Consider the following 12848-nt stretch of genomic DNA (forward strand, 5'->3'; position numbering starts at 1 on the left):
AATACATATTACGTTTAATATAATATAATGATGAAAAAATATATTCTTGCAGCACTCTTAATCAGTTTTGTGAATGCTTTACAAGCAGACCCTCCCAAACCACCCATGGGTAAAAGATGGGTGATGAATACCGATTTTTCCGATGAATTTAATGGTACGTCTTTAGATACCGAAAAATGGCTTGATCATCATCCTAGTTGGAAGGGTAGAGTTCCTGGTTTGTTTTTGCCTTCCCAGGTTTCTGTAGCCGATGGTTATTTGCAGATTAGAGGCGAAAAGATGGATAAGGATACCGTGATTCATGCTTATGGTAAGGATTTAACATACAATATAAAAGGTGGAGCTGTAGTTTCTAAGAAGTCCGTATTTCTAGGTTATTACGAGTGCAGAGCAAAAGCTGCAGCAACTACTATGTCTACTACATTTTGGTTTTCTTCAGGAAAAGGATTCGATGGGCCAAATGATTGTGATAAGTATGGTTTAGAGTGGGATATACAGGAGTGTATTGGTAGAAATGGTGATTTCGACGGAAGTTATTTTGCCAACGGCATGCATTCAAACTCGCACTATTGGTATACCGATTGTGATAAAAAGAGGCATGACCATAGAGCTTCGCAAGTAAAGTTTAACGATAAAGAACTCGCTTCCGCAGATTTTCATGTGTATGGCGGTTGGTGGCACGATGAAACCAGGGCTAGTTATTACTACGATAATGGTGAGCCAAAATATCAGAAGTTCTACAATAAAGTCAGTGATAAGCCTTTTGATCAGCCTATGTTTATGCGTTTGGTTTGCGAAACATATCCATTTCCATGGATTTCGTTACCTACGGATGAGGAGTTGGCAGATACTACAAAAAATGTGGTTCGATACGATTGGGTAAGAGGATATGAGTTAGTGAATGCGGATAAAGAAATAAATCAACCAACAGCTCCAGAAGCTGATATTCACCTTTATTACGAAGATGTGATGTTCGAATCTACCGAGCTTCAGCTTACACAAGGAAAAACTATTTCTATTCCTATGAGCTATAAAGCCAACGATAAGCGAACAATTCAATTTACTTTAAAAGATGCGGAAGGTAAAAAAGTTATGAGTACTACATTTAATGCCTTTGCAGGATATGCCAATAAATCGTTTCAGCTACAATTAGATAAGAAACTTAATATTGGCTCAGAATATAAATTAACTGCAGCTATCAAACCTATTGGTGGAGATAATAAGAGTGTGATCAATGAAAGCACATTAATTGTTACTTTTAAAAAGTAATCTACAAACTATTTAATTTAACCCCATTATTTACTATTAGAATTTCCCCTTGCGATGGCTAGGGGATTGTATATTGCAAATGATAATCAAGTAACCATACCGAGTTGTTATTACGTATTTATATAATATCTATTCTCGTGAAAAATAAGTTTCTTTTTATACTGCTTTTTATTTCCTTAGCCGTTTTTGCTAAGGATAAACCTAATGTTATTGTTGTATTAGCAGATGATGTTGGTCTGGGAGATGTTTCTCATTATAGGCGATTACATTCGGATAATATTATTGTAGAAACACCCAATATTGATAAGTTAGCTAATGCTGGGGTGGTATTTACACAGGCGCATGCGCCAGCGGCTTTATGTGCTCCTTCCAGATATGGAATGATGACTGGAAATTCATGTTATCGTTCTCCTTCGCCACATGGTGTTTGGGGTTCGTATGAGCTTTCTCCAATAAAAGATAAGGACTTAACGCTAGGCAGACTAATGCAGTCGGTAGGTTATCAAACGGCATTTTTTGGCAAGTGGCACTTGGGTGGCGATTACAAGAGATTAAGTGATCCATCGAAAATTTATCGCGCTCCACGTACTAATCATGAAAGGGATGTGGATATCACCAAGATTATTGATGGACCGCAACAAAAAGGTTTTGATTATAGTTTTACCATGCCTGCTGGAATTCAGGATATGCCTTATGCGGTTTACGAAAATGGTGAGATGGTTCCTATAAAAGATGATTCTGAAGTTACCTTTATCACTCAGTTAATGATGGATAAGCTGGATGTGAAATTGGATAAGGAAGAAGGATTAGGCGATAGTAATTGGGATCCGCATATCATGGGACCAATGTTGGTTCATAAAGCAGTGGATTATATCAAAGCTCAATCCAATAAGAAAAAACCTTTCTTTATGTATTACTGCTCTCAAGCAGTGCATCTTCCGCATACACCATCCGATTCATTAGATGGGATAAAAATAAAAGGAACAACGCCTTCTGCTCATTTAGATATGGTAAAAGAGTTGGATGTGCAGATGGGTATGATGATTAAAGAGCTTAAAGCACAAGGTGTTTACGACAATACTATTTTTGTTTTCACCTCGGATAATGGAGGTTTGCAAAGACGTGAAACTATAAAAAGTGGACATAAATCAAGTTCTATATATAGAGGTGGTAAAAATACTCGTTTCGAAGGGGGACATCGTGTTCCTTTTATCGTGAGTTGGCCTAAAGAAATCAAACATCATCAGACTAATGCTCCTATATTGGCGCTTGATGTAATGGCTACTTTAGCTGCTGTAACTAAAGGTGAAATTAATGCAGGACAAGCAATGGATTCATATAATCTATTACCTATCCTTAAGGAAAAAAAGAATGCCAAGAGTCATGCTTTTTTAATGGTGCAAAGTGGTACAGGTAAAGAGTTAATCATTATTGAAGAAGGGTGGAAGTTAATCCTAAAATCCAATAAAGAAGGAACGTTAAGAGAGCCTATGGCATTGTATGATTTAAACACCAATCCAGAAGAGAAGGAAGATTTGAATTACATCGATAGCCCTGAGCATAAAAGCAAAATTGATGCCTTATTAAAAAAGTATAATCAAACTCGAGATAGCAAAATAAAAACAAGCAATATGGCTTCTAAGTAGGTATCGCTAGAAAATAGTCTGAAAGGGGATATTTTTACTGTAGTTTTCATATTCCCCTTTTATTGTAACATTTTCACCCCTATGTAAATCTGAATAAATCCATATCTACCAATGTTTATAGAATAAGTGATGTGGTTTTAAAGGTGTGAATAGTGTTTGAATAGTGAATGGGTAATGATGCTTAGTAGGCTTATTGTACTTTTATTTCGCAGTATTCTATAAGGAAAAAAATATTATTAAATACTAAATATAAATACCAAGATGAGATTAAGAAGTGTCTTTATGCTCCTATTAGTAGGGAGTTTTATGATGATTAACTTAAATGCAGCAAAGCCTGTAAAACCAAATATTATTGTGGTTTATTTGGATGATTTAGGTTATGGAGATTTAAGTGCTTACGGAGCAACAGAGTTAAAAACGCCAAACATGGATGTGTTGGCAAATGATGGTATTAAGTTTACCCAAGGTTATGCTACATCTGCAACTTGTACACCTAGTAGATATGGTATGTTAACAGGAGTTTATCCATGGAGAAACGAAAAAGCTAGAATTCTTCCAGGTTCTGCACCCTTAATTATTTCTACTGAGCAAGAGACATTGCCGAAAATGTTAAAACGAGCAGGGTATCAAACAGCCGTTATTGGTAAATGGCATTTAGGTTTAGGTGATGGAAACTTAGATTGGAACAAACATGTGGCTCCAGGTCCTAACGAAGTAGGTTTTGATGAAGCTTATATTTTGGCTGCTACACAAGATCGTGTACCAACGGTATATATCGATAATGGAAAAATTGATGGTTTAGATCCGAAGGACCCTATTTTTGTGGATTATAAAAAGAACTTTGAAGGACAACCAACAGGAAAGGATAACCCTGAACTAACTACTATGAAGTGGCATCACGGACACAATTGTAGTATCGTAAATGGAATTCCTCGTATGGGTTATATGAAAGGTGGAGAGGCCGCTATTTGGACAGATATTGATATGGCTGACCACTTTTTAGCTAAAGTAAAAGACTACGTTGGTTCGCACAAAGAGAAGCCTTTCTTTTTGTATTATGCACTTCAACAACCTCACGTACCGCGTACTCCACACCCTCGATTTGTAGGAAAGTCTGGAATGGGACCACGTGGAGATGTAATTTTAGAGGCCGATTGGTGTATTGGTGAATTTATGAAAACGCTAGAGAAAGAAGGTATTTTAGAGAATACTTTAATTGTTTTTTCAAGTGATAACGGACCTGTATTAAATGATGGCTATTATGATGATGCAATAGAAAAATTAGGAGATCATACTCCTGCAGGAGCTTTAAGAGGTGGAAAGTACAGTATGTTTGAAGCTGGTCCACGTGTGCCATTTATGACTTATTGGAAAGGAACTATTAAACCAGGTGTTTCTGATGCTATGGTTTGTCAGGTAGATCTTTTAGCTTCTTTAGCAAAAATGGTTGGTGCTGAAGCTGAAAATAATGACAGTGAGGATGTTTTATCCGCTCTTTTAGGAAAGAGTAAAAAAGGTAGAACAAACCTAATTATTGAAGCGAACGGTAAAACGGCTTATCGAAAAGGAGATTGGGCAATGATTCCTCCATATAAAGGAAGTCCAATGAGTTGGAAATCGGGTAACGAAACGGCTATTGCTCCTGAATTTCAACTGTATAATTTAAAAGAAGATATTGGACAGAAGGATAATTTAGCGGAAAGCAACCCTAAGAAATTGAAAGAAATGACTGAGGAGTTTGAAGCGATTCGTGGTAAAGGATATTCAACTTTAGTGAAGTAAGACTAATTTTTAAGAAGTCTAGTTGAAATAAAATTAGATAGTATAAAAGCAGCCCCAGTAGTTTATTGCTGGGGTTGCTTGTTTTATAATCAATTGTTTAAATAATGAAAAATCATTTACTAATATTAATGGTGGTTTTTGCGTGTAACTTAGTGATACATGCGCAAAAAACTGTGAATAAACCCTATTCGAGTCCAGAGATAGACGCAAAGGTAGAAGCCTTAATGGCTGATATGACTTTGGATGAAAAGCTTGCTCAGATAATGGGCACGCGTATCCGCGATATTATGGAGGATGGCAAAATATCCATCGAAAAATGTCGTGAGCATATCCCTCATGGAATCGGTCATTTTTGTCAGTTTTCATCAGGACAAGAACTAGAGCCAGAAGATTTAAGAGATTTGGTGAGAGAGATTCAGCATTATTTAATGACGGATACAAGGTTAAAGATACCCGCTATTTTTCATGAAGAAGCGATTACTGGATTTGCGACCTTAGGCGCCACTACTTTTCCGCAACAAATTGGTGTAGGTTGTACCTGGAATCCTGAATTAGTAGAGAAAAACACCAACTCGTCGGCTCAAAATATGAGAGCTGCAGGAGCTACATTTGCACTTTCACCTATGTTAGATTTAAGCCGTACCGCCCACTTTAACCGTCATCAAGAAAGTTATGGAGAAGATGCTTATTTAACTTCTCGTATGGGAGTGGCTTTTGTTAAAGGATTACAAGGTGATGATTTTAGAACAGGTGTGGCTGCTACCGTAAAACACTTTGCGGGTTATGGTACCAAAAACAACAATTCAAAAATGTTGTACGAGGAATACTTGATGCCTCACGAGGCTTGTTTTAAAATAGCAGGTGCTAAAAGTGTTATGCCGTCCTATGGTGTTTACAAAGCATTACCTGTGGCAGCTAGTCCAACTATGCTCGACCAAGTGTTGCGCAGAGATGCAGGTTTCGATGGCTTAGTAGTGAGCGATTATGGTGCCATTAGTATGATTTATAAAAAATACAAAGTTGCTAAAGATAGTACCATGGCAGCAGCATTGGCTTTAAATGCAGGAATGGATGTTGAGCTATCTTCGCCAACTATGTTTCCTAAATTAAAAGAGGCTTTAAAACAAGGTGTGGTAACTGAAGAGCTTATAGATGGAGCTGTCAAACGTTCGTTAATAATGAAAGCTAAATTAGGTTTGCTAGATGAAACTCCAGTTATTGGAAAAGATGGAGATTTAGATTTTGACCCTCCTGCTTTTAGAAAACTAGCTTATGAAACCGCCTGTCAGTCTATTGTTTTGTTAGAAAACGATGGAATCCTTCCGCTTAAGGATGATGTGAAGAGAATTGCCATAGTCGGACCTAATGCCGCAACTGTTCATGGTTTACTGGGAGATTACACTTACCAAGGGATGCGTGCCTTTTGGAAACAAACGGAATTTGATAAAAATAACCCTAAGTTGGTTACAGTATTAGAAGGCTTAAAAAACAGGGTGAGCAAAGATGTAGAGATATTACACGAAAGAGGATGTGACTGGAGTGCTCCATTGGAAGCGCAAATAGATAAAAGCGGATTTGGTGATAGTCGTATAGAAAAGCTTAAGCTGATGACTATTCAAGGTCTTCCTCAGCCAAATTTAGAAACCGCCTTGAAAATATCTAAAGAAAGTGATGTGATTATTGCGGTAATGGGAGAAAACCTATCGCTAAACGGAGAAGGAAGGTGGCGAAAAGGAATACGTTTGCCAGGAGAACAAGAGGCTTTTGTTGAAAAATTAATTGAAACGGGCAAACCTGTTGTTTTGATAATGTTAAGTGGCCGCCAGCAAGTAATTAGTGATTTTTCGGATAAGTGTGCAGCTGTTGTTCAGGCATGGTTTCCAGGTGAGGAAGGAGGAAATGCAGTGGCTGATGTGCTATTAGGAAATGTAAATCCATCAGGTAAGCTTTGTGTTTCTTATCCGCGTACAGAAGAAAAAGTGGAGATTAACTATCAGGATGGTTCAAATGAGGAGCTGGTTCAATATCCTTTTGGTTATGGAATGTCGTATACCAATTATATTTATAGTGATATAAAAATGCCTGCTAAAGTTAAGATTGGTGCGGATAGGTTTACGATTTCTTGCAAAATAAGCAATTCGGGTACAATGGATGGTACTGAGGTAGTTCAATTATATGTATCTCCCAAAAATGCTAACACAAGCATGAAACCGATTTTATTAAAAGGTTTTCAACGTGTTCAGTTAAAGGCAGGAGAATCAAAAAATATCAAATTTAACGTTTCGCCTCAGCAATTAGTTGAATATAAAAATGGACAATGGCTGATTGAAGCAGGAGATTATGCTTTTAAAATTGGAGCATCGTGTACCGATATCAGATTAACTGGTGATGTTATTTTGAAAGGAGATAATTTAATATTAGAAAATGGGCGAGAGGTATTCTTCTCCCAAAATGAATAAGCGATAGCTTAATATACTAGAATGATGCCCGATGTTACTTGATGTGATATCGGGCATTTTGTTTATTATGCGATTTAAAAGGTTGATTGAAGATATATATCAAATGGAACCTCATTATGGTCATGAGTTTCTTTTCGTTGTTTCTTTTTTCAAGAATAGAAAGTCAGGATTTTAGGGATGAAATCCCTGATGATTAGAAATGTGTAAAATGATACTTTTATCCCTCGATTGGAATTTATAACAAGTAGCCTCCCTTAAAATGGAATAGTAAAATAAAACTTAGCACCTTGATTAATTTCTGATTCAACCCATATTTCTCCGCCCATAAGTTCTACGTGAGCTTTAGATATGGCTAAACCTAAACCAGTACCTCCTTCGTTGGCTCCGCTTTTAACTTTCCAAAAACGATTGAATATATTTTTATGATTCTCAGGTTTTATACCCAATCCGCTATCTTCTACTGTAAACTTTAGTTTTTTATCCGCTAGCTCACAAACTCCAAATCTCACATACCCATTTTCGGTGTTCTTAATAGCATTACTTATTAAGTTAGTTAATACCTGTTTTAGCTTTACTTCATCTAAAAATATTTCCTTGTTGGCATCTAAACCGTTAGCGTATGAAAGCTCAATGTTAGTACCTTTTACCCTTAAGTTAAACACCGATTGTAAACCCTCAAACATCTTAGATATATCTATTTTAGACTTAACTACCTCCACAAGCTTTGCTTCGAGTTTTGATATGTTGACTAAATCATTAATGATAGAAAGTAGCTGCTTCGAATTATTTAAAACCAGTTCATGATATTTGTTTTGCTCTTCAAGGGTAAAACTACCCACCAGTAGTAATTCCGAAAAGCCTACAATACCATTCATGGGTGTTCTAATTTCGTGACTAATATTGGCTAGAAAAGCTGATTTTAAACGATCGCTTTCCTCGGCTTTCTCTTTGGCTTCAATAAGTAGTTTTTCGGTTTCTTTGCGTCTTTGTAATTCTTTTTTAAGTTCATTGGTACGTTTGTTTACCATTGTTTTTAATGCCCAAGTCCATAAACTAATTAGTAATACAAAGGATATTAGAATTGCAATGGCCAAGTAAAATACTTTATAGTCGCGCTCGGGTGTGAAACTAAGCCATTTATTTTGAATGAGTATACGCTCTTCTGAAGTGATACTCTCAATGGCTTTGTTTAAAATGGACAGTAAAATTGGAGCATTATTTCTAATAGCAATGCGCGCACCATTCTCACTCGGTTCAATAAAGGCAATTTTAAGATGACTGTAGCCCTCTGAAGAAAGAATATGATACAGTGGTGCTAAATCATCATAAATACCATCAATCTGTTTGGAAGATAATAGTTGAATACCTTCGTTGAGTGTTTTAATGGGGATAGTAAGGTGCTTAGGTATCTTGCTTTCAAGAACTTTAAGGTGTTGACTTCCTTGTTTGGCAGCTATCCTTTGAAATTGTACATTTTCAAAATCTTGAATGTCATTATCCTTGTACGTTACAAGTGCCAGGGGATCTTTAAAAAAAGAATTACTGAAGTTGAGCTTGGCTTTTCTTTCGGCAAGAGGAGAAGCATTTATTAAACCATCTACTTCATGGTTCATAGCTTTTTGTAGAGCCTCATTCCAATTTGAACCTTCTAAACGTATTTTTACGCCAATACGTTTTTCAATTAAGCGGACTAATTCAATATTTAAGCCTGTAAGTTTTCCTTCTTTATCCAGATAGTTTAAGGGAGCATATGAATTATCTACAGCCAATACTATTTGTTGGTGTTCATTAATCCATAATTGCTCTTCTTCTGTAAATGAAATTTGTTTGTCAGATAAGCCGCAGGAATAAGTGAATCCTACAAGAATAAAGCACCATAAAACATACTTGTATTTCATTAACCCATCTCTCATAAAGTTGCATTCCTATTATTTAAGTATACAACATACCAATAAAAAAGCAATTATAAAAGGCTAATGAGTAATGCTTTACTTTTATTTTATGAATGAACCTTTATTAATTGTATATCAAAAATAAGGACAGAACCTCCCGGTATAGAACCGTAATCGGTATCTCCATAGGCCAAATGAGCAGGAACAAATAGTATGCCTTCGCTTCCTTCATTAAAATGTTGAATGCCTTCTGTCCATCCAGGAATTACATCTTGCAAATTAATTTCAAGCTTTGTGTTTTGGTCAAAAATATCACCATTACACAGGTAGCCAATATAAGCTATCGATATATTTGATTTTTCGTTGGGTTGTTTTCCTTCTCCAATTGCACTGAGGTGGTAATATAAACCAGTATCAGTACATTCGGCGGATAAGTTGTGTTGGGCTAAATATGCTTTTATTTCCTCTTCGTTTTGATGTTTAAATTTTGGTTTCATTGATTACGCTGGTTTTTAGTCTTGAGTCAATAGCTTTATTGCTAGGTTTTTAAATTGAATTTTTTGAAAGATGTATTTTGTTGGATGTCTGCAAAGTTAAAACGCTACTGGAATCTTTTTATCCAACCAACGCATGGCTTTGTATAATTTGTCACCTAAAATTTCCTGTTGAATTTCCTTTGATTTCTCTTCGCATAAAGGATATGGGGTTCCGTTTTTATAATATGAAAAATCAAAACCTCGCTTATTAAATTGTGATATACTGATGCTAATGGCAAACACAAAAATTAGTATGCTGCTTATACGAGCAATATTTCTATGTTTAGATTTAAGAAAAAGAAGAGCTATGTTGATACAAACTGTTGAGAAAATAATTAAAAATACATCATAATTATTCCACCACCAGGTACTTCCAGTTCCTCCAGAATAATTGGCCGAAGGCCACCAAAAAGCCACACCTCCCCAACTACCTCCTGGAGTGGGCATATCTTGAAATATATGAATAAGAAAACCTCCCATAAAAACGAGCATATACGGTAGTGTATAATATATCTTTTCTCTAGTAGTTGTTGCAGTTATTTTTAAATAATTTTTAAAATAGATGCCAAGACCTATGAGCGTAGAAAATAATAGAGCTGCCAATAGAGAATGAAAGAAAGCATGATGCGAATACCATAACTGGGCACTGAATATTTCTCGGCCAGGTATAACTAAGTTAAACCATTTACCAAACGTACCATCGAAACCCGACCACATAGAAATGGCATCAACATCAGGGAATGCTCCAGCTATACCTCCCAATGCTATTAGACCGGCTTTTTTGGAAAAGGAACCATTAACTTGATTTGCTATAAGTGCACCTACTGCTACTCCTGATAGCGTATGAGAGAGAATATCCATGTTAAAACCTGATCTTATTATCGTAAATTAAATTGTAAAAATAAGCTGCTATGATTAAAAACAACAATTTGCTAAAAAGAGTTTAGGTTTTAACGGCATATAGTTGGAATGAATTATTGTATTCAAGTGTTTGTAAAAGCGAGAGTTAGGTCCATTGTAAATAAAGACCAATTTTTTTGTTGGTAAGTAAATGGCAAAACAGGACTATTTAATGCTCGAATTCTACTAAAAAATGCTTTTTTTGTGCTTCAGAATATTTAATAATATAATTATGATTGGAAAATATATACGATTGATTATTGCCGTTGTTATATGTGCAGGATCCGTATTTCTTTTTATGGAAGGCTTTATTGGATGGGGCGTGACTGCTTCTATTATTTCAGCCTTATTTGTTTTATTTCATTTTAAAAATGAAGCCAACCTTATGGCCTTCTTTTTTGTACGAAAAAATAAGTTTGCAAAAGCAGAGGCTATTTTGGCAACAGTAAAAAAGCCTGAGAATTTGATTAAAAGTCAGGAAGCATACTATTATTTCTTAACTGGATTGATAGAAGGGCAAAAGCACCAAAATTCTAAAGCAGAAAAAAGTTTAAAGAAAGCCTTAAAAACTGGTTTAAGAACAAATAGTGATCAAGCAATGGCTAAACTAAATTTGTCGGGTATATATTTATCTCAGCGAAATAAAAAGTTAGCCACGTATTATCTAAAAGAAACCAAGAAGTTAGATAAACGAAAAATGATGACTGCTCAAATCAAGGAAATAGAAGGTATGATGAAACGTATATAAGCACGTTTCAAATATTATAAAACATAACAAGCCTCTTTGATTTAATCATGGAGGCTTTTTTGTTTCAGGTTGTTGCATGTTTTGAAAAGTTTAATTTCATATTAAACAAATAATGGCATCAAGCTGTATCATTAATAAAAGACAAAATGATGTTTACGAAACAATACGAACAAGCTATAGCGTTAATAGATAAGGCATATCAAGAAAATACTGAGTTAGTCTCGGTTGATGGAGTAGAATATCCTAAGGAGTTTCTATATGCTAAACGAATGATTGCAGCACTCGAAGCATTTCAAAAAGATGCATCCGAAGAGGTTTATTTAGCAGCAAGGTGTCAGCATTTATTCAGGTGGGAAATTCCTAGAAACACTTACCCAATGGATAGAAAAGGATACCATCAATGGCGAACTTACCTATATACTTATCAAGCCAATAAAACGGAAGATATTTTAAACGAAGTAGCTTACAACGCAGATTCAATAGGTATCATTAAGGATATGATTGAAAAGAAGAATCTTAAAAGTAGTACAGATAGTCAATTGTTGGAAGATGTGGTATGCGTGGTGTTTTTAGAGTTTTATTTAGATGATTTTATAGCGAAGCATAAAGAGGATAAGGAGAAGTTAAAAAGAATTATTAAAAATACTTGGCTTAAAATGTCGGATCAGGGGCACCAAGCTGCATTGAAAATAAGCTTTAAGGAAGATGTTAAAAGCTTGGTTTTAGAAGCGGTTAGTTAGTTGATATCTTAGTAGCTATAAGAACCATCTAGAAATTAATTGGCAAGGTAATTTAGAGCTAGCTAATGAAGCTAACCCTATTGGAGCATTGTCATGGATAATGGGGCATTGGGGTTTTGTAGCAATGTTACTTTGTATTATCTAATGCCACTTTATATTTTGTGTTTGAGCAGTGCATTTTAACACCAATAACTAAAACCTAATTACAAATAATCAATTTTATATATGTCCAATAATTATCAAGTCAGTCAATCATTTCAAGATATCACTATAGAAGATCTGCCTAAAGGCGAATATGAAGATTGCAGCTTTAAAAACTGCAATTTTTCAGAAGGAAATTTATCTTCCTATACATTTGTAGAGTGCGAATTTATAGATTGCGACCTGAGTAATGTAAAACTGAATGATTGCGCTTTTAGAGAAGTCGCCTTTAAAAACTGCAAGATGATGGGCTTACAATTTGATGAATGTAATTCCTTTTCTTTAGATTTTAACTTTCAGGATTGTGTGTTGGATTATGCTACATTTTATAAGCTCAATATCAAAAAAACAAGATTTATTAATTGCCGTATGATTGAGGTTGATTTTACAGAAACACAATTGACCGAGTCCGTATTTTCCGACTGTGATTTAAGCGGTTCGGTATTCGATAGAACCCATCTTGAAAAAGCCGATTTTAGAACAGCCTTCAACTTCAATATTAATCCTGAAAGTAATTCAATCCGAAAAGCTAAGTTTTCCACCAACGGATTAGCTGGTTTATTACATAAATACAATATCATTATTGATTAAATATTATTCTTTCCAGAACAATACAAAAGCATGAAGAACTATGGCAGGTTTTGATTCTAGTTAACTAACATGCTTATCGTATTG

10 protein-coding genes are annotated in these 12848 nt (G+C 35.3%); 7 read left to right on the top strand and 3 right to left on the bottom strand.

The window, feature by feature from the left end; translation table 11 throughout:
* Nucleotides 1–27: 27 nt before the first annotated feature.
* The 4 genes from A8L32_RS03650 (at nt 28) to A8L32_RS03665 (ending at nt 7156) form a co-directional block, all read left to right on the top strand.
* Entirely contained in the window at nt 28–1269 is a 1242-nt protein-coding gene (locus A8L32_RS03650) for a LamG domain-containing protein (RefSeq protein WP_083631166.1), read from the top strand.
* 137 nt (nt 1270–1406) lie between these two features.
* Complete coding sequence (locus tag A8L32_RS03655) at nt 1407–2915, top strand: sulfatase family protein (protein ID WP_075590059.1); 1509 nt, start codon at nt 1407–1409, stop codon at nt 2913–2915.
* Nucleotides 2916–3197: 282 nt separating this feature from the next.
* Nucleotides 3198–4697: a sulfatase family protein gene (locus tag A8L32_RS03660; RefSeq protein ID WP_075590060.1), complete on the top strand. Its 1500-nt coding sequence runs from the start codon at nt 3198–3200 to the stop codon at nt 4695–4697.
* Nucleotides 4698–4801: 104 nt separating this feature from the next.
* Nucleotides 4802–7156, top strand: a complete 2355-nt coding sequence (locus A8L32_RS03665) for a glycoside hydrolase family 3 N-terminal domain-containing protein (protein WP_075590061.1) — start codon at nt 4802–4804, stop codon at nt 7154–7156.
* Between the two features lie 254 nt (nt 7157–7410).
* Here A8L32_RS03665 and A8L32_RS03670 read toward each other — a convergent pair whose 3' ends face one another.
* The 3 genes from A8L32_RS03670 to A8L32_RS03680 form a co-directional block, all read right to left on the bottom strand.
* Entirely contained in the window at nt 7411–9069 is a 1659-nt protein-coding gene (locus A8L32_RS03670; protein ID WP_075590062.1) for an ATP-binding protein, read from the bottom strand.
* An 86-nt stretch (nt 9070–9155) separates the two neighbouring features.
* The gene (locus A8L32_RS03675; RefSeq protein ID WP_075590063.1) at nt 9156–9545 is read right to left on the bottom strand and encodes an FKBP-type peptidyl-prolyl cis-trans isomerase; all 390 of its coding nucleotides are present in this window, start codon (nt 9543–9545) and stop codon (nt 9156–9158) included.
* Nucleotides 9546–9641: 96 nt separating this feature from the next.
* Nucleotides 9642–10445 carry a metal-dependent hydrolase gene (locus A8L32_RS03680; protein WP_075590064.1) on the bottom strand — a complete coding sequence of 268 codons (804 nt, stop codon included), beginning with the start codon at nt 10443–10445 and terminating at the stop codon, nt 9642–9644.
* Between the two features lie 271 nt (nt 10446–10716).
* Here A8L32_RS03680 and A8L32_RS03685 point away from each other — a divergent pair, with 271 nt between their 5' ends.
* The 3 genes from A8L32_RS03685 (at nt 10717) to A8L32_RS03695 (ending at nt 12764) form a co-directional block, all read left to right on the top strand.
* Nucleotides 10717–11232 carry a tetratricopeptide repeat protein gene (locus A8L32_RS03685; RefSeq protein WP_075590065.1) on the top strand — a complete coding sequence of 172 codons (516 nt, stop codon included), beginning with the start codon at nt 10717–10719 and terminating at the stop codon, nt 11230–11232.
* Between the two features lie 146 nt (nt 11233–11378).
* Entirely contained in the window at nt 11379–11972 is a 594-nt protein-coding gene (locus A8L32_RS03690) for a DUF4202 domain-containing protein (protein ID WP_083631168.1), read from the top strand.
* Nucleotides 11973–12197: 225 nt separating this feature from the next.
* The gene (locus A8L32_RS03695) at nt 12198–12764 is read left to right on the top strand and encodes a pentapeptide repeat-containing protein (RefSeq protein ID WP_075590067.1); all 567 of its coding nucleotides are present in this window, start codon (nt 12198–12200) and stop codon (nt 12762–12764) included.
* Nucleotides 12765–12848: the final 84 nt, after the last annotated feature.

Origin of the sequence: Labilibacter marinus (assembly GCF_001659685.2) — a bacterium.
GTDB classification, from domain to species: domain Bacteria; phylum Bacteroidota; class Bacteroidia; order Bacteroidales; family Marinilabiliaceae; genus Saccharicrinis; species Saccharicrinis marinus.